The following is an 18,617-nucleotide window of genomic DNA, read 5'->3' as shown; positions in this document are numbered from 1 at the left end:
ATGTTCCGAACAGCCCTCATCGTCGCAAGCTTCTTCATTGCTGGCATCGCGGCAGCGCAACCTTGGGAAACCAAGCTTTTCGACGGGTTCGAGGGGCAGAATTTCTCGCCGGATGGTGGGCTTTATTATCGCGAGAATTTCGAGCAGAGCGCGGGGACGGCCGAGTTTCAGAGCCTCGTCAAGCGCAGCGGCAATGGCGGGCTCAAACTGAGCGTCGTGCCGACCTGTCCGGATTCGCTCGATGGCTGCAGCGAGAGAGCGGAGATCTGGGAGCAGACGGCGCTGCGGGTGCCCTACGACCAGGGTGTATGGTACGGCTTCTCGTTGAAGTTCGCCGACCCCATCCCGTCCGGCGACCATCGTTACCTCGTGGCGCAATGGAAGCGCGAGATCGACCCGGGTGCTGAAGGCGATTTCAGCCCGTTCCTGGCGCTGCGCATGAATTTCGGCAAATTGTTCGCGACTGTGGAGACCAACTATCTCGCGCCGGTTTCCTCCGGACCGGACGGGGTTGCCGCCAGCTGCAAGCCGGGTGAAGTGCCGGTCTGGGGACGCCCGGGCGTCAATCAGATGCGCATGCTCGTGGCAGCGGATCCTGCCTGGAACGCGGAAGACGGCAATCTGTTCAATGGCTGCACCGACGCAATCGCCGTGACGAACCACGGTAATCCGCTGCCGGATCCGAAATCGGGCTGGATCGATTTCGCGATTTATACAAAACCAGGCGCCGACGGCAGCGGCCACATCGAACTTTTTGCCAATGGTAAGCCGATCATCACGGTCAAGGGCCATGTCGGGCATGCGGACAAGGGGCTCGGCCGCAACCAGTACTTCAAGTTTGGGCCCTATCGCGCAGCCGATGTCACCGACTGGACGCTCTATTACGATGATTTCCGTCGATCGCCGTACTGCGCCGACGTGCTGTCCCAAGAGGCTTGCCCTTCTCCCTGACGATTGCGACACGACGGTGAACTACGCTGCGGTTGCAAGGGCCTAAGCTGGACAGCCCCCTGAAGCTGCGATAGTCTTTTTTTTAGAGGCGGCGGATGCAAGGGCAATGAGGGAAGTGTGTTGCGATGACATCAGGGGCGGACCTGCTTCGAGTTGAAGGTCTGCGGATCACATTCTCGGTGCTCGGCGGCGAAGTTGAAGCCGTCAAGGAAGCGAATTTCAGAATTTTGCCAGGAAAGGTGACCGCGCTCGTCGGCGAGTCCGGTTCCGGAAAGTCGGCTATCAGCCAGGCCGTCATGGGCATCCTGCCGAATGTTGCGCGGGTTGGCGGGCAGGTCCTGTTCAACGATCCAGAGGCCAAGGGCAAGCCGATCGACCTGCTTTCGCTGGAGCGCGAAGGCGAAGAAATACGGGCGTTGCGCGGCACGCGGATCAGCAAGATCTTCCAGGAGCCGATGACGTCTCTGTCGCCGCTCCATACGATCGGCAACCAGATCTCCGAAGTCCTGAAAATTCATACGGATGCGGAAAAGGCCGAAAGGCGCGCGCGAACGGAGGAGCTTCTTGGCTACGTTGGGTTTTCGAACCCGAAGCGCGCCTATGACATGTATCCTTTCGAGCTTTCCGGCGGCATGCGCCAGCGCGCCATGATCGCCATGGCGCTGATCTGCCGACCGGCATTGTTGATCGCCGACGAGCCGACAACAGCGCTTGACGTGACGGTGCAGGCGCAGATCCTGCAGTTGCTGCGCGAGCTGCAGGTCAAACTCAACATGGCGATGCTGTTGATCACCCACGATCTCGGCGTGGTCGCCAATATGGCTGACGAAGTCGTCGTGATCTATCACGGCCAGATTGTCGAGGCTGGCCCGGTCGACGCGATCTTCCGCAATCCGCAGCACCCCTATCTCAAGGGCCTGATGGCTGCAGTTCCGCATTTCGACATGAAGCCGGGAGAGCGGCTGAAGGCGTTGCGGGAAGTGCCGGTCAAAGCAGGGACATTGCTCGGGGCCAAGGATTCCGCCAAGGCGGCTGGCCCCGACGTTCTCCTGTCCGTGCGCAACCTTTCCAAGACCTATGGCACGCGCAAAACGTCGTGGTTCGGCAAGAAGGACCCATCTCGCCATCGTGCGGTGGACAATGTCAGCTTCGATATCCGTCGCGGCGAATGTCTGGGTCTGGTCGGAGAGAGCGGCTGCGGCAAGACGACGGTCAGCAAGATCTTGATGCGGGCCGTCACGCCGGACGGCGGCAGTGTCAGCTTCGATGACGGCGAAGGTCCGATCGACGTGCTCAAGGCCGAAGGCGATGAGCTTAAGACGCTGCGCTCGAAGATCCAGATGGTTTTTCAGGATCCGGTGTCATCGCTCTCACCACGCATGACCGTCAAGAATATCCTGAGCGAGCCGCTCGAGATCCATGGGCGCGGAACGGCAAAATCACGTGAAGAGACGGTACGTTCGCTGTTGCAGGCCGTTGGCCTCGACCAGCGGTTCGTCAACCGTTATCCGCACAGTTTTTCCGGTGGCCAGCGTCAGCGCATCGGTATAGCGAGAGCGCTCGCCCTGGTGCCGCAACTGTTGATCTGCGACGAGCCGGTCTCGGCGCTCGACGTTTCCGTCCAGGCCCAGATCCTCAATCTGCTCAAGGATCTGCAGAAGGAGCTTGGGCTGACATGCCTGTTCATCTCGCACAATCTGGCGGTGGTCGACTATATGGCCGACCGGATCGCGGTGATGTGTGCAGGGCGGATCGTCGAGCTCGCGCCGCGCGAAGTTCTGATGCGCAAGCCGGTGCATCCCTATACCAAATCGCTGCTCGCCGCCGTTCCGTATCCGGATCTTGATCGTTCGCTGGATTTCGATCTGCTCAAGGCCATTGAGGGATCGGACATGCGACGCTGGGGGCCGCAGTTCAGCGGCGACGGCCAGGAGGATGCGCTTTCTCCTGCCGACCTCGGCGGCGACCACTACGTCCTGGCTCGCAAGTCAGTGGATGCAAGGGAGTTACGGCCATGATCACTCGCCGAACTGCACTCGCCCTGCTCGCTACAGTGGCTTTTCCCAAATATCTGCTTGCGGCGTCAAGCGAGCCGAAACTCTTGGAGGCGCTTGTCGCCGAGGGAAAGTTGCCACCCGTCAATGAGCGGCTGCCGAAGACGCCGCGTGTCATCAACGTTGCCGGCATGGGGCGCCAGCCGGGCAAACACGGCGGCACGGTGCAGAGCCTGATCGGCAGCGCGAAGGACATACGGTTGATGACCGTCTACGGCTATTCGCGCCTCGTCGGCTACGACGAAGAACTCGAGCTGCAGGCGGATGTGCTGGAAAGCTTCGAGACGGTCGAGGATCGGATCTTCACGTTCCATCTGCGCGAGGGACACAAGTGGTCGGACGGCAGCCCGTTGACGACGGAAGACTTCCGTTACTGTTGGGAAGATGTGCTTCTCAACGAGAAACTGAGCCCGGCAGGCTTGTCGACGGCGCTGATGATGGACGGCGAGGCCGGAAAGTTCGAGGTCATCGACGAGCGCACGGTGCGCTATTCCTGGTCCGCTCCCAACCCTGATTTCCTGCAAAAACTCGCCGCACCGCAACCCTTGGTGCTGGCGATGCCGGCGACCTACCTCAAACAGTTCCATGAGAAATATCAGGATGAGGACAAGCTCAAGGCTCTTCTGAAGGAACAGAGGGTCAAGAAATGGAGCCAGTTGCACATGCGCATGGCCCGTTCCTATCGCCCGGAAAATCCCGATCTGCCTACTCTCGACCCGTGGCGCAACACGACAGCCTTGCCTGCCGAGCAATTCGTGTTCGAGCGTAACGCCTTCTACCATCGGGTTGACGAGAACGGCTTGCAGCTTCCTTATATCGATAAATTCGTGCTCAACGTCAGCTCTCCGGCGCTGATCCCGGCGAAGGCCGGCACCGGCGAGAGCGACCTTCAGGCGACGAACATCGACTTCATCGACTACACCTTTCTGAAAGATGCTGAAAAGCGCTATCCGGTAAAGGTTCGCCTCTGGAAGAAGACGCAAGGTTCGCGGGTCGCCCTGCTTCCCAATCTCAATTGCTCCGATGCGATCTGGCGCCCGTTGCTGCAGGACGTGCGCGTCCGGCGGGCGCTGTCACTGGCGATCGACCGGTCCGAAATCAACAAGGCCGTCTTCTACGGACTGACCAAGGAGAGTGCCGATACGGTGCTGCCCGACAGCCCGTTGTTCCGGCCGGAATTCGCCTCCGCCTGGATCGCCCACGACCCGGTGCAGGCCAATGCGCTGTTGGATGAGGCTGGTCTGACGAACCGCGGCAGCGATGGTATTCGTATTCTCTCTGACGGCCGCGCTGCGCAAATCGTCGTCGAGACCGCGGGCGAAAGCACGCTCGAGACCGATGTCCTGCAGTTGATCACCGACTACTGGCAGAAGGTCGGCATTTCCCTGTTTATCCGCACGTCGCAACGCGACACGTTCCGTAGCCGCGCCGTCGGCGGCGAGATCATCATGTCCATGTGGTTCGGGCTCGACAATGGTGTGCCGACCGCGGACATGAATCCGGGCCAACTGGCGCCGACTGCGGACGATCAGCTGCAATGGCCGGTTTGGGGACTTAACTATCTCTCGCATGGGGAGATGGGCCAGGCGCCCGATCTTCCGGCTGCCGTTGAACTAGCCGAACTTCTGCAGCGTTGGCGGCATTCGGCCGAGGATGCCGAGCGCACGGAAATCTGGGGGCGGATGCTGTCGATCTACACGGACCAGGTCTTCTCGATCGGCATCGTGAATGCCTCCCTGCAGCCGATCCTCGTTGCCAACAAGATCAAGAACGTCCCGGAAGCGGCGCTCTACGGTTTCGACCCGACGAGCTATTTCGGTGTCTATAAACCCGATACGTTCTGGATCGAGCAGGAAGGCTGACATGCTGCGATACATCCTCTGGCGCATCGCGGCGATGGTCCCGACCTTGCTCATTATTTCAGCGCTCGTCTTCACCATCATCGAGCTGCCGCCCGGCGACTACTTCGAGAGCTACGTCGCCGAGATCAGGGCGCAGGGCGAAGGCGTCAACATGGAGCAAATCGAGGCGCTGCGGAAGGAATATGGTTTCGATCAGCCGCCTCTACTGCGATATGTCCACTGGCTCGGCGGCATGCTGCAGGGTGATTTCGGCTACTCCTTCGAATACGAACTGCCGGTCAGCGCCGTCGTCGGCGACAGGCTGTGGCTGACGATCCTGGTTTCCTTCGTCACGATCATCTTCACCTGGCTGATCGCCTTCCCGATCGGCATCTACTCCGCCACGCATCAGTATAGCTGGGGCGATTATGGCCTGTCGCTGATGGGTCTGATCGGCATCGCCATCCCGAACTTCATGCTGGCGCTGATCATGATGTACTTCGCCAATATCTGGTTCGGTATCTCGATCGGCCACCTCATGGATCAGAAGTATCTGGCCGAACCGATGAGTTGGGAGAAGGCGAAATCGATCCTGGAACATATCTGGATACCAGTGGTCATCGTCGGTGCTGCGGGGACCGCCGGCATGATCCGGCGTCTGCGCGCCAATTTGCTTGACGAACTGCAGAAGCAATATGTCGTGACCGCCCGCGCAAAAGGGCTTTCGCCGATGCGCACCCTGCTCAAGTATCCGCTCAGGATGGCGCTGAACTTCTTCATCTCGGATATCGGTTCCATCCTGCCGGCGATCATTTCCGGCGCGGAAATCACGGCAATCGTGCTGTCGCTCGAAACGACCGGCCCGATGCTGATCAAGGCGTTGCAGAGCCAGGACATGTATCTGGCAGGCTCCTTCCTGATGTTCCTCGCTTTTCTGACCGTCATCGGCGTGCTGATTTCCGATCTCGCGCTCGCCATTCTTGATCCTCGGATACGGCTGCAAGGCAGGAGCACCAAGTGACGTCATTCCTTCCGGCACCCGGCGAACCGCTGCAGCACTACGTATCGGCTGCACCATTCGATCCCTATTCCGTCGAAGCGATGACGGAAGAGCAGGTGCGGGTAAACCAGGCTTCGCAATTCCGGCTGATGTGGTGGAAGTTCCGTCGGCACAAGCTGGCGCTGATCTCCGGCATTTTCCTGGTCGCGCTCTATCTGATGATCCTCATCTGCGAGTTCCTGGCGCCCTACAATCTGCACACGCGCAATGTGGACTATATCTATGCGCCGCCGCAGTCTGTGCATCTATTCCACGAGGGCAAGTTCGTCGGGCCGTTCGTCTATGGACGGACGATGGAACTCGATATGGAGACGCTGAAGCGCAACTACACCGACAACCTGCAGGACGTCGAGCCGATCCGCTTCTTCTGCCGCGGCGACGGCTACCGCTTCTGGGGCCTGTTTGAAAGCAACGTGCACCTCGCATGCCCGGCAAAGGACGGGCAGCTCTTCCTGCTCGGCACCGACCGGCTCGGCCGCGATGTGCTGTCGCGCATCATCTATGGCGCGCGCATTTCGCTGACGATCGGCCTTCTCGGCATCACGGTCAGCTTCGTGCTCGGCATCGTTATCGGCGGTCTGGCCGGCTACCACGGCGGTGTTTTCGATCTCATCGTCCAGCGCGTCATCGAAGTGCTGCAATCCATCCCGAGCATCCCGCTCTGGCTGTCGCTGGCTGCAATCATGCCTGCGACCTGGAGCCCGATCCTGATTTATCTGGGCATCACGATCATCCTCGGCCTTCTCGACTGGACCGGGCTTGCACGAGCGGTGCGTTCGAAACTGCTGGCATTGCGCGAGGAGGACTATGTCCTTGCTGCGCAATTGATGGGTGCAAAGAGCGGTCGCATCATCGGAAGGCATCTGGTGCCGGGCTTCATGTCCCATCTGATCGCCACCGCGACGATCTCGATCCCCGGCATGATCCTCGGCGAAACGGCGCTGAGCTTCCTCGGATTGGGGCTGCGTCCTCCGATCACCAGTTGGGGTATCCTGCTGACGGAGGCGAAAAGCGTGAGCGTGATTGCCTTCTACCCCTGGCTGCTATTCCCAACGATCCCGGTCATTTTTGTGATTTTGGCGTTCAACTTCTTGGGAGATGGCTTGCGCGATGCCGCCGATCCCTACAAATGAGGTCCGTTTCGACGCCGGCCGCAAGCCGGCGACGCGAGTTTTGGTTCGTTTTTTCCTGAGCGAAAGGTTTCTGGCATGACGCGGCGCTTAGAAGATGCCCGAATACTCATGTACAGCCACGACACTTTCGGGCTTGGCCATCTGCGCCGATGCCGCACGATTGCGCATTCGCTGGTGGAAGATTATCGCGGTTTGAACATCCTGATCATTTCGGGCGCGACGATTGCCGGCGCCTTCGATTATCGCGCACGTGTCGACTTCGTGAAGATTCCGAGCGTCATCAAGCTGCACAACGGCAACTACACGTCTCTCGATCGCCATATCGAGTTGGATGAGACGTTGAAGATGCGCCAGTCGATCATCCGGCACACGGCGGAAACCTTCAAACCGGACATCTTCATCGTCGACAAGGAGCCGATGGGGCTACGGGGCGAGGTCGAGGAGACGCTCACCTACCTCAAGGCCCATGGAACGACGCTCGTTCTGGGTCTGCGCGAAGTGATGGATGCGCCGCATCTGCTTGAGGTGGAATGGAAACGCCGCGACACCATGCGCAAGATCGAGCAGTATTACGATACGATCTGGGTTTATGGTCCACCGGACTTCTACGACCCGCTGACGGAACTCGAAGTGCCGCCTGCCGTCCGCGAGCGCATGAACTTCGTCGGCTTCCTGCAGAGGAGCGTGCCGCGAGAAGAGTTGCCCGGTCACAAGCCGGAAGGCGACTATATTCTCGTCACCACCGGCGGCGGCGGCGATGGTGCCGACCTGATCCACGATTTCATCCATGCCTACCAGCAGGATCCGGAGCTGACGCATAGGGCGCTGGTCGTGCTTGGCCCCTATATGCCGGTCAAGAAGCGCGAAAAGCTGATCAGGAAGGGAAGCAAGATCCCTTACATCAAGATCATCGAGTTCGATAACCGCATGGAAGAGCTGATCGCTGGAGCCAAGGGCGTGGTGGCTATGGGGGGCTACAACACCTATTGCGAGATCCTGTCTTTCGACAAGCCGGCGCTGATCGTGCCGCGCATCCAGCCGCGCGAGGAGCAGCTGATCCGCGCACGCCGCGCCGCCGAACTTGGCCTCATCGACATGTTGCTGCCCGACGAGGCCGAGGATCCCTTGCGTTTCGCCGCCGCGTTGAAGGCTTTGCCGCAACGCGCGCCGCCCTCGAAAAGCTCTGCCAACGGCCTGCGGCTCGAGGGGCTCGTGCATATCTCGGAAATCGTCGGCGGGTGGCTCGGCGAGCAATCGAGTGAATATCTGAGCATCGTCAAGAAATCGAGCTGAAGCATTGCCAACGGACCGCAAGATTGCCGTCGTTCTGAAGGGGTATCCGCGCCTTTCGGAAACCTTCATTGCGCAGGAACTGCTAGGACTTGAGAAAGCCGGGCATGAGCTGGTGCTGATCGCGCTGAGGCGTCCAACCGACGGCAAGCGCCATCCGGTGCATGACGAGATACGTGCCGACGTGCACTACCTGCCGGAATACCTGCATGAGGAGCCGTTGCGTGTCCTCAAGGGCCTTGTGCGCTCGCTGCCGAAGCCCGGTTTTTGGAGGGCGCTTGGGCAATTTTCGAAGGATCTCGGCCGGGACCTGACCCGCAATCGCTTCCGCCGTTTCGGGCAGGCGCTGGTGCTGGCGTCGGAATGGCCGGGTGATCCGGGCTGGCTGCACGCCCACTTCATCCACACGCCCGCTTCGGTCACGGCTTACGCCAGCCTCATCGCCGGCACGCCCTGGACATGTTCTGCACATGCCAAGGATATCTGGACATCGCCGGACTGGGAGCTTTCCGAAAAGCTCGGTCGCGCGCGCTGGACGGTGACCTGCACCCGAACCGGATATGAGCATCTGCAGAGCCTGACATCGCAAAAGGCAAGGGTGCATCTGAGCTATCACGGTCTCGACCTTGAACGTTTCCCGCATTTCGATGGCGAGCATTCGAGCCGCGATGGTTCCAATCCACAAGACCCCGTTCGCATCGTCAGTGTCGGCCGGGCGGTGGGCAAGAAGGGCTACGACGTCCTCCTCAAGGCGCTTGCCCTCTTGCCTCAGGACCTTCACTGGCGTTTTGAGCATATCGGCGCTGGAGAATTGACGGCAAAGCTCAAGGTTCTCGGCGACGAGCTCGGCATCTCGGACAGAATTGCCTGGAAGGGTGCGCTCGATCAGACCGATGTGCTCGGCCACTATCGAACCAGCGATATCTTTGCGCTTGCCTGCCGGGTGACGGCAGACGGCGACCGTGATGGACTGCCGAACGTGTTGGTCGAGGCGTCGAGCCAGCAGCTCGCTTGCGTCTCGACGGCAATCTCGGGCGTTCCTGAGCTGCTGGTCGATGGAGAAAACGGCCGTGTCGTCCCGTCGGAGGACGCAAAGGCGCTGGCGCTCGCCTTGGAGGAGCTGATCCGCGATCCGCAGTGCCGTCGCCGTTTGGGCGCTGCGGCCGAACAACGGGTGAGGGCACATTTCGACCATCATTCCAGCATTGACCAGCTGACGGCCCTGTTTGCAAACGAATGGAAGACGGCATGACGCGGCAGCGGCGGGTCTTCTTCTATGTCCAACATCTGCTGGGGATCGGCCACCTGGCACGGGCAAGCCGCATTGCCAGCGCGCTGGCGGCCGATGGTTTCGACGTCACGGTGGTCACCGGCGGTACACCCGTTCCCGGCTTTCCAGCTTCCGGATTGAAGCACGTGGCCCTGCCGCCGGTCGTTGCCGGCGACAGGGGGTTTTCGGGCCTGGCTGACGAAACCGGAAACCCGGTGGACGACGACTTCAAGGACCGCCGGCGAGATATGCTGCTTGATGCGTTTCGCACGTGCGACCCGGATGTGGTCATCTTCGAAGCGTTTCCGTTCGGGCGGCGCCAGATGCGCTTCGAACTGATGCCGCTGCTCGATCTCATCGAGACGTCGAGCCCACGCCCACTGGTGGCGACATCCCTTCGCGATATCCTGCAGGAGCGAACGAAGCCGGGTCGCGCCGAGGAAATGCTGGATCTGGTGCAGGCGCATTTCGACCTCGTGCTCGTGCATGGGGATCCCGCCTTTGCACGGCTCGAAGAGACCTTTCCTTACGCGCAGGAGATCGCCGACAAGGTCGCCTATACCGGCCTCGTTGCCGGCGGTCCGCCGATGGCGCCGTTGGAGCGCTTCGATGTGCTGGTCTCGGCAGGTGGCGGTGCGGTCGGAAAGGAGCTGATCGGCGCCGGGCTAGAGGCTGCGAGGCTTCTGCCGCCGGAGCTGCAATGGTGCCTGATTACCGGGCCGAACCTGCCGCAGGTCGACTATGATGCGCTCGAAGCCGCGGCGCCGGGCAATGTGAAGCTGTTCCGGTTTCGGCAGGATTTCGCCAGCCTGCTTTCCGGTGCGCGGCTTTCCGTCTCGCAGGCTGGCTACAATACGGTCTGCGACATCATTCGCGCCGGGTGTGCATCGCTGCTGATCCCGTTCACGGCTGGTGGGGAAACTGAACAATCGACGCGGGCAGTGCGACTGGCAAAGCTCGGGCTTGCCGGCGTCTTGCCGGAGAACGACGTAACGCCGGCCCGATTGGCGCGCGATGTTGAAACGCTGCTGGCACGTGCGAAGCCGGCGATGCCGCCGCTCGACCTCGAGGGCGCCACTCACACGGCTGCAATCCTGCGCGAGCGGCTCTCGAAAGTGCTTGTCAAACCGTCCCGATCAGCATGAATCTTGTATATTTTTTCGTCGGCAGAGCGCCGGCGAAATCGAGTGTCGTGAGCTTTGCCTGGTTGGCGAATGCGTCGACGGACGCCACACAGTTGATGTGGGTCGGTTCGCTGAAGTAATCGTTGGATTGCAGCAGGACGCGTGTACCTCGCGGGATCAGATCGAGCCACGAGCGCAGATCGGCAATATGTTCGCAGCTCGTGTTGACGATAAGGTCGGCGCCAAGACTACCATAGTCGATCGCGTACATATCCGCCGTGACGGCTTGGAATCGATCGGCAAAGGTTGCGTTAAGCGTGCGCGCGACAGCCTCGACCGAAGGGTCGATGTCATAGCTCTCAGCCATTGCGATATCGAAGCGGCGGTCCTCGAGCAGCATGGCGGAAAGAATTCCGTACCAGCCGCCGAGAATGACGATCCGCTCATAGGATTTGCCCGCGGCTTCCAGCAGCGTGTCGCGAGCCCAAAGCTTGCACGCCACCTGCTTGTGGTTGAACGCGTTGGCAATATCGGCGTCCGGATGCCTGGCGATCACCTTGGCGATGCCGTCGATCAGAGGGCTTCTGGTGTAGGCGGCAATTCCGCGCGTCAGGTCGAAAGCGTTTTCGTACCAGTCGCTCGCAGGAGTAGGGTGGTGGCTGGTGTGTTTCATTCGGTCGTTGTAAGCTGGCATACGATCGAGCGCAATAAGCACGCCCGTCTCCTTCCCTGCGCCATCCGTTGCGAGGAGACACGATCGCCAATCTCAAAGGCGGCGTCCATTGCGGTTTTCTCGCGCTCCTGCATAATCTAGTGAACCGGATTCGAAGCCGGATCAGATTTTGCCGAAACGCCTCGCGACCGGACGCCCCTGGCGGTTCAGTCGGAAAGTATCACAAGCACGCATTTCGTGGCTGGGTATCGTGAAAGCCCTCGCCGCACACATAGCAGTGTTCAATAAGGTCCCGTTGCCAGAAACATGGAATCACGCCTCTCCCGCTATATTTGGACCCATACGCGCAAGGATCAGCTCTGGATCTTGGTGGTCGTGGCGTTTTCGATGGTGCCCTATTTCCTGTCCTTCGACCTGCCCAAGCAGATCGTCAACGGACCGATTCAGGGCGACGGCTTCGCCAGCCCGGAAGCGACGCAGGCGTTCCTGGCGATCTCCTTTGACTTGCCTTATCTTGGGACGATCAATCTCTTCGATGGCTTCCAGCTCGGCCGCGAGGGGATGTTGCTGGCTCTGAGCCTCGTATTCCTGCTGCTTGTGGTCGTGAACGGCCTCTTCAAATTCTACATCAACACCTTCAAAGGACGGCTCGGCGAGCGTCTCTTGCGGCGGATCCGTTTCGAGCTTGTCGACCGGGTCCTGCGGTTCCCACCGACGCATTTCAAGCGGGTGAAACCGGCCGAGATCTCGACGATGATCAAGGACGAAGTGGAGCCGCTCGGCGGCTTCACGGGCGACGCCTTCGTGTCGCCGGCGCTGCTGGGCGGTCAAGCGCTGACAGCCTTGATCTTCATCCTGTTGCAGAGCTTCTGGCTGGGGCTGATCGCCTCCGTCATCGTCGCCGTGCAGGCCGTGATCATCCCGCGCATGCGCAAGCGGCTGCTGGTGCTTGGGCGTGAACGCCAGCTGACGGCGCGCGAATTGTCCGGCCGGGTGAGCGAGATCGTCGACGGCATCGGCACGATCCGTGGTTATGACACCTCCAATTTCGAGCGTGCCGATATCGCATCGCGGCTCGCACGGATCTTCAAGATCCGCTACGACCTCTATCAGTGGAAGTTTCTGGTCAAGTTCATCAACAACTTCCTCGCCCAGGTTACGCCTTTCCTGTTCTATTCGATCGGCGGCTATTTTGCCCTCCAGGGCCGCCTCGATATCGGCCAGCTCGTCGCCGTTATCGGCGCCTACAAGGACCTGCCCGGACCGCTGAAGGAACTCATCGATTGGGACCAGGCGCGCCAGGACGTGCAGGTCAAGTATGCCCAGGTGGTCGAGCAGTTCAGCGTCGATCCGCTGCTCGATCCCAAGGTTCACGCCGTCGCGGCGACAAGTCCCGAACCGCTGAGCGGTGCGCTCGCGGCCGTCAACCTCACGGTGACCGACGATGGTGGCGTCACGCTTCTCGACCACGTTTCGCTGCAGGTGCAGCCAGGCGAGGCGGTCGCGCTCAAAGGCGGCGGAGAAGTGTTGGCAGAGGCCTTCGCCCGTCTGATCTGGCCGGCGGCCGGTCGGGTTGTCATTGGCGGTCAGGATATTCTGGAGATGCCGGAATCGGTCACCGGCCGGCGGATTTCTTATGCCTCCTCGGACGTCTATGTGTTTCAGGGTAGCCTTGGCGACAACCTGCTCTACGGCTTGAAGCACGCGCCATTGACTGAAGTCCGGTATGAAGGTGAGCGCGCGGCCCATCGCAAGTGGGAGCTGGTCGAAGCCAAGCTTGCAGGCAATCCATCCTTCGACGTCAACAGCGATTGGGTCGATTATCAGGCGGCCGGCGCAACTGGACCGGAAGATCTTCTGCTCAAGATCAGACCGGTCCTCGATGCCGTCCTTCTGACCAACGACGTGCTGGCGCTTGCAGTGCGCTCCACCATCGACCCGAACCGCAATGCGGCTTTTGCCGCGGGTATCGTCGAAATGCGCAGCGCGCTTCGCCAGCGCCTCGAAGAGGAGAAGCTCAGCGACCTCGTGGTGTTCTTCGAGCCCGGCTCGTACAACATCGAAGCAACGATCGGCGAAAATCTGCTCTTCGGCACGATCACCGATCAGGTGATGTGGGACGGCGCGCTTGAGGGACATCCGTTCTTCAAGACCGTGCTCCAGCGGGTCGGCTTGCGCGACGTCTTCTATGAAATGGGTCTGGAAATCGCCGAGAACGTCGTGGAACTGTTCCGCGACCTGCCGCCGGATCACCCGTTCTTCCAGCAACTGACGTTCATGACAGCCGAGGAAATCCCCGTCTATGAGGCGTTGCTGCAAAAGGTTCGCGGCCGCCCACGCGCCGATGTTGCCGAGGATGATCAGGTCAAGATCATCCGGCTATGTTTCGGGTATATCGAACCTCGCCACCGTTTCGGTCTCCTGACTGACGAGCTGATGGCAAAGATCGTCGCGGCACGGCGCGAGTTCGACGAAGGTCTGCCGGCGGACCTCGCCGGTATGATCGAGCACTATCGCCCGAACCGTTACATCGCCTCCGGCAGTATCATCGACAATGTGCTGTTCGGGCGCATCGGCCACAAGCATGCGGATGGATCGGAAAAGATCAGGGCCATTGTGCGGGATCTTTTCGAGGCTGTCGGCCTCTACAACGAAGTGCTTGCCTTCGGCTTCGATTTCAATGTCGGCGCTGGCGGCAAGCGCCTGACCGCAGGCCAGCGTCAGAAGCTGGATCTGGCGCGGGCGCTCATCCGCATCTGCGACTTCTACATCTTCAACCAGCCGCTGCTGGCGCTCGATCAACGTGTCCAGGAACAGGTGATCCGCAACGTCTTTGCGCTATTGCGGGAGGATGGGCGCAATCCTGCCATCGTCTGGGTGGTCGCCAATCCGGCCGTGATGGAGCTGTTCGACCGTGTCGCAGTTTTCGAGAATGGCCATCTGCTTCGCGACGACAATACGGAAGTGGGGGCTAACGAAGGACCCGACTATAAGGAAATGGCATCTTGATGTAATATTAATGTCAGGGCACGAGCATAGGGTCCTGCCGCAATGCGGGAGATGGCTTGTCCCCGACCGGATACTCGGAGAAACGGATTGTGATGTTGCTCAAGGATGAAGTCGAAATGCTGCGCCGGATAACCCTGTTTTCAGGATTGCCGCCTGCAAAATTGAAACTCCTTGCCTTCACTTCCGACCGGGTCATGTACAGTGCCGGGGAGGCGCTTTTCTATCAGGGTGATATCGGTGACGCCGCCTATGTCATTCTCTCCGGCAAGGCCGAGGTGCTGGTGACCACCGCAAGCGGTCCACTGAAACTGGCAGAGGTCGAGCAGAATTCGATCGTCGGCGAAATCGCTATTCTCTGTAACACCCCGCGCACGGCAACTGTGCGCACGACGACACCGCTGGAAGCCCTGCGCATCCGCAAGGACGATTTCCTGAAGCTCCTGGCCGACTTCCCCGAAATGGCCGTGGAAATCATGCGCGTGCTCGCCGACCGTCTCAGCCAGACGACGGCCGAACTTACGGAAGCACGCAGCCGAAACGAACGCATGGAAGCGTGAAATCAAGCCGGCGGCGTCTGTCGATGGCATGTCCTGGCCGCATGAAAGACCTTCGCAAAAACGATTCCGCTTCGCCGGGATATGGGCTAGAGAAGCGCCATGCGTGCGATCACCTATTTCTGCAAGACCGTCCATTTCCCCGACAAGCCTGAGAAGAAGCGCTTCTTTGCGCGGCTTCAAAGCGGCGAGTGGGAGCCGTGCACATTTCAGAACATCGAGCGGCTGGTCGACGGCAACACGACCTTTGTCGATATCGGTGGTTGGATAGGCGTCACACCCTATTGGGCGGCACAGATTGCCGACAATGTCATTACCGTCGAGCCCGATCCTGTTTGCTTCGGCATCCTCAAGGAAATGGAGCCGCAGAATGAGGGGGACGTCGCACTGATCAATGCGGCACTTTCCGAGGATGAGGTCCTGGTGCTGAATTCAGTCGGCGGCGGATTTGGCAGTTCAGAAACCTCGGCGCTGATCGCCGACGACACGGGGCAGGCGATCAAGGCGAAAACGATCACGATTGCCGAGCTGCAGTCGATGGCGCGAACCGACAAGCTGTGCTTCAAGATCGATATCGAGGGCTATGAATACCGTGCCCTGACCCAGTTCCGGGGTATCGACCGCACGCGGACGACGGGTGTTTTGCTCGCCGTTCATCCACAGATCCTATTTGCGTCGCTGAGTGGGCCGGCAGTCGTCAGGGCATTTCGTACCCTCGTTGCGACCTTCGGGCTCGTGCGCAGCTTCCGTGGCTTTCGCCTCGATAATCCGGCGGCGATATGGAGTGCGCTAAAGAAATCCATCGTTCGGCGCGAATTCCGCGGTTTCGATCTGCTCTTTGTTGCGAAGGCCCGCGAGCGGTAACATCACCCGCCAAAGAGCAACAGTCTCCGGCTTTTTCAAGCACGAGTGTCGGCGATGTATGCCTTACCGGAGCAGGAAAGTCGCGCCGATCCGCCCATTAACCATGTCTGGAGCTTGGTTAATTCTTGGTTTAAGAATGTTACTTCTGGTGGTATAAGGTTTCAGGTTTCTATTTTATTCCTTGGTTTTTCTGCTGTGCCATGAAAGCGGTCAGATGTCCTGGATGTATTTTGTCGGCGTAACCTATTGTATGGCTGCGCTTTTCCTATTGGCGATGACCTATTTGGAGGGCTTGCAGGCGCACGCGTCTTGGAATGCCTATCGTGTCGCCGGCATTGTGATCTGTATTTTCTGGCCGGTTCTTATTTTCTATCTAATGTTTAAAATTGTAACAAAAAGAAACGTTCCGCAAGAATGAAGTTATTTCTCGTTGCGCCGGATGACATATCGTCACTCCTTCCAGAGAATTTACCATACAACCACAAAATGCCGGCGGTTAACCCATGAGTTCTTCATGCGGATTATGTTTCGGTTGTGATTGGCCCGTGTGAAAGTTCTGAACATGTGTGGTTTTGGCGGCTATTTCGGTTCGGTCCGGGAAGCAGAAGCCCTTCTCAAGAGGATGGTGACCGCGATCGCCCACCGCGGCCCGGACGAGCGCGGGACATTCGTGGCGCCGGAAGGTGGCCTCGGTCACGTCCGGCTGTCGATCGTCGGGCTCGGCGACGGCCAGCAGCCAATGTCCGATGCGACGGGCGACCTGACCATCGTCTTCAACGGCGAGATCTTCAATTATGTCGAACTGCGCGAAGAACTGCGCGCCAAGGGGCGGCATTTCCGAACCTCGAGCGACACCGAAGTCATCCTTCACCTCTATGACGAGATGGGAGAGGATTGCCTGTCCGTCCTCAACGGTGATTTCTCCTTTGCGATCCGGGACGCCCGCCGCAACCGGATGATGCTCGCCCGTGACCGCATGGGCGTGCGTCCGTTGTTCTATGCGACCCAAGGCGAAACACTCTATTTCGCATCCGAAATCAAGGCACTGCTCCAGGTTCCCGGAATCGCGGCAGAGATCGATCCGGTCGCGCTCGACCAGATTTTCACGCTCTGGGCCCCGATCGCGCCGCGAACCGGCTTTCGCGATATCTATGAGTTGGAGCCGGCGAGCTTTATGATCGCCGAGCGGGGCCGCCAGACGATCAGGCCCTATTGGCGTCTCGACTATCCGGACCGCGAGGCGACTTCACGCTTCGTCAACGAAGGTGATGCCGCTGAAGAATTGCGGGCGCTTCTGAGCGATGCGACGCGAATCCGCATGCGGGCCGACGTTCCGGTCGGCTCCTACCTGTCGGGAGGTCTTGATTCCTCCATTGTCGCGGCGCTCGCAGCGGGCATGGCACCGCAAGGGTTGCGCACGTTCTCGGTCACCTTCGACAGCGCCGAGCACGACGAAAGCGCCTACCAGATGCAGATGGCTGCGGCCCTCGGCACGCAGCACAGCGCAGTCGCCTGCCGTGCCGGCGATATCGCCAGGGTCTTCCCGGAGGTCGTGCGCTTTGCTGAAAGGCCGATCATCAGGACGGCGCCGGCGCCGCTCTATCAGCTCTCGGGCCTGGTACGCGAACAAGGCCTCAAGGTGGTGCTGACCGGCGAGGGGGCTGACGAGGTCTTTGCCGGCTACGATATTTTCAAGGAGGCGCGTGTACGTCGGTTCTGCGGGCGGCAACCCGGCTCGCGCATTCGCCCGCATCTGTTCCGCAAGCTCTATCCCTACCTGCCGGGCCTGCAGCAGCAGTCGGCGGAATACCTTGCCGCCTTTTTCGGGGCCGGCGACGCGCCGCTCGACGATCCGCTGTTCTCCCATCGTCCACGCTTCAAGAGCACGGCGGCGACGAAGATATTCTTCTCGCCCGATCTGCGCGCCAGCCTTGCCGGCTACGATGCGGCAGAGGAACTAGCAAGCCGTCTGCCTCAGGATTTCGCCCGCTGGCACGCTTTACACCAGGCTCAGTATCTCGAGGGTCGATTCCTTCTGCCAGGCTATATTCTTTCGAGCCAGGGCGATCGCATGGCGATGGCGCATGGCATTGAAGGGCGTTTCCCGTTCCTCGATCACCGACTGGTCGAGTTTGCTGCCGGACTGCCGCCGGAGATGAAGCTCAAGGGTCTGGTGGAAAAGCACATCCTGCGCGAAGCGACCAAGGACCTGATGCCGGAGGCGATCGGCAAGCGCACCAAGCAACCCTATCGCGCACCCGACAGCCTTTCGTTCACCGGTGTCGGCGAACTCGATTACGTCCGCGAGGCGATGAACGAAGACCGCATTTCCACGGATGGCCTCTTCAACCCGAGGGCCGTCGCGAAACTCTACGAAAAGTGCCAGTCCCAGCCGGTTTCCGGCTTCCGCGACAATGCGGCGTTCGTCGGGATTCTGTCGACGCAGCTATGGTTGAAGACATTCACCGGTACGAGCATCCATACGGCCGAGGCGGCCTGAACGACTGAGGAAAGGAAAACACATGACGGAAACGATCAAGGACAAGGTCAGGGCCTTTGTCATCGAGAACTTCCTGTTCGGCGACACATCCTACGATCTTGCCGACACGGCATCGCTGATCGAGAACGATATCATCGACTCCACCGGCGTGCTGGAGTTGGTCGCCTTCATCGAGGATCACTACGGCATCGCCATGGCGGACGCAGACATCGTGCCGGCGAACCTGGATTCGCTCGCCCGCATCTCGGCTTTCATCGAGGCCAAAGCCGGCGCGACGGTAACGGCGTAAACGAC

At 60.0% G+C, this 18,617-nt stretch carries 14 protein-coding genes; 13 read left to right on the top strand and 1 reads right to left on the bottom strand.

Translation table 11 applies throughout. The features are described 5' to 3' along the window. From BC360_RS27285 to BC360_RS27250, 8 genes are all read left to right on the top strand, one after another. Positions 1 to 951 (top strand): polysaccharide lyase, encoded by a 951-nt coding sequence (locus BC360_RS27285; protein WP_083222751.1) that lies wholly within the window; start codon positions 1 to 3, stop codon positions 949 to 951. Between the two features lie 125 nt (positions 952 to 1,076). Then, complete coding sequence (locus tag BC360_RS27280) at positions 1,077 to 2,969, top strand: ABC transporter ATP-binding protein (protein ID WP_065784240.1); 1,893 nt, start codon at positions 1,077 to 1,079, stop codon at positions 2,967 to 2,969. After that, entirely contained in the window at positions 2,966 to 4,867 is a 1,902-nt protein-coding gene (locus BC360_RS27275; protein WP_065784241.1) for an ABC transporter substrate-binding protein, read from the top strand. The genes BC360_RS27280 and BC360_RS27275 overlap by 4 nt, the downstream gene beginning before the upstream one ends. 1 nt (position 4,868) lies before the next feature. Next, the gene (locus BC360_RS27270) at positions 4,869 to 5,867 is read left to right on the top strand and encodes an ABC transporter permease (RefSeq protein ID WP_065784242.1); all 999 of its coding nucleotides are present in this window, start codon (positions 4,869 to 4,871) and stop codon (positions 5,865 to 5,867) included. After that, positions 5,864 to 7,039: an ABC transporter permease gene (locus tag BC360_RS27265; protein ID WP_065784243.1), complete on the top strand. Its 1,176-nt coding sequence runs from the start codon at positions 5,864 to 5,866 to the stop codon at positions 7,037 to 7,039. Before BC360_RS27270 ends, BC360_RS27265 begins: the two co-directional genes overlap by 4 nt. Before the next feature lie 75 nt (positions 7,040 to 7,114). Further along, the gene (locus BC360_RS27260) at positions 7,115 to 8,332 is read left to right on the top strand and encodes a glycosyltransferase family protein (RefSeq protein WP_065784244.1); all 1,218 of its coding nucleotides are present in this window, start codon (positions 7,115 to 7,117) and stop codon (positions 8,330 to 8,332) included. A gap of 4 nt (positions 8,333 to 8,336) precedes the next feature. Continuing rightward, positions 8,337 to 9,581 (top strand): glycosyltransferase family 4 protein, encoded by a 1,245-nt coding sequence (locus BC360_RS27255; RefSeq protein WP_065797537.1) that lies wholly within the window; start codon positions 8,337 to 8,339, stop codon positions 9,579 to 9,581. Continuing rightward, positions 9,566 to 10,744, top strand: a complete 1,179-nt coding sequence (locus tag BC360_RS27250) for a glycosyltransferase family protein (protein WP_065797536.1) — start codon at positions 9,566 to 9,568, stop codon at positions 10,742 to 10,744. Before BC360_RS27255 ends, BC360_RS27250 begins: the two co-directional genes overlap by 16 nt. On the opposite strand, the gene BC360_RS27245 is transcribed toward BC360_RS27250, so the two are convergent. Continuing rightward, positions 10,722 to 11,396, bottom strand: a complete 675-nt coding sequence (locus BC360_RS27245) for a hypothetical protein (protein ID WP_065797587.1) — start codon at positions 11,394 to 11,396, stop codon at positions 10,722 to 10,724. The two genes, BC360_RS27250 and BC360_RS27245, sit on opposite strands and share 23 nt — an antisense overlap. 306 nt (positions 11,397 to 11,702) lie before the next feature. Here BC360_RS27245 and BC360_RS27240 point away from each other — a divergent pair, with 306 nt between their 5' ends. From BC360_RS27240 to BC360_RS27215, 5 genes are all read left to right on the top strand, one after another. Beyond that, the gene (locus BC360_RS27240; RefSeq protein ID WP_065784247.1) at positions 11,703 to 14,405 is read left to right on the top strand and encodes an ABC transporter transmembrane domain-containing protein; all 2,703 of its coding nucleotides are present in this window, start codon (positions 11,703 to 11,705) and stop codon (positions 14,403 to 14,405) included. A 92-nt stretch (positions 14,406 to 14,497) separates the two neighbouring features. Next, on the top strand, positions 14,498 to 14,962 hold the full coding sequence (locus tag BC360_RS27235) for a cyclic nucleotide-binding domain-containing protein (RefSeq protein WP_065784248.1): 465 nt from the start codon (positions 14,498 to 14,500) through the stop codon (positions 14,960 to 14,962). Between the two features lie 99 nt (positions 14,963 to 15,061). Next, positions 15,062 to 15,823, top strand: coding sequence for an FkbM family methyltransferase (locus BC360_RS27230; protein WP_065797535.1), 762 nt, complete (start codon positions 15,062 to 15,064; stop codon positions 15,821 to 15,823). A 562-nt stretch (positions 15,824 to 16,385) separates the two neighbouring features. Next, on the top strand, positions 16,386 to 18,323 hold the full coding sequence (gene asnB / locus BC360_RS27220) for an asparagine synthase (glutamine-hydrolyzing) (protein WP_065797533.1): 1,938 nt from the start codon (positions 16,386 to 16,388) through the stop codon (positions 18,321 to 18,323). Positions 18,324 to 18,345: 22 nt separating this feature from the next. Continuing rightward, entirely contained in the window at positions 18,346 to 18,612 is a 267-nt protein-coding gene (locus BC360_RS27215; RefSeq protein ID WP_065784252.1) for an acyl carrier protein, read from the top strand. The last annotated feature ends 5 nt before the right edge of the window (positions 18,613 to 18,617 follow it).

This window comes from Ensifer sp. LC163, assembly GCF_001695855.1.
Lineage (GTDB): Bacteria > Pseudomonadota > Alphaproteobacteria > Rhizobiales > Rhizobiaceae > Ensifer.
The sequence above is the reverse complement of the archived record's forward strand: the minus strand, read 5'-3'. Positions and strand labels throughout refer to the sequence as shown.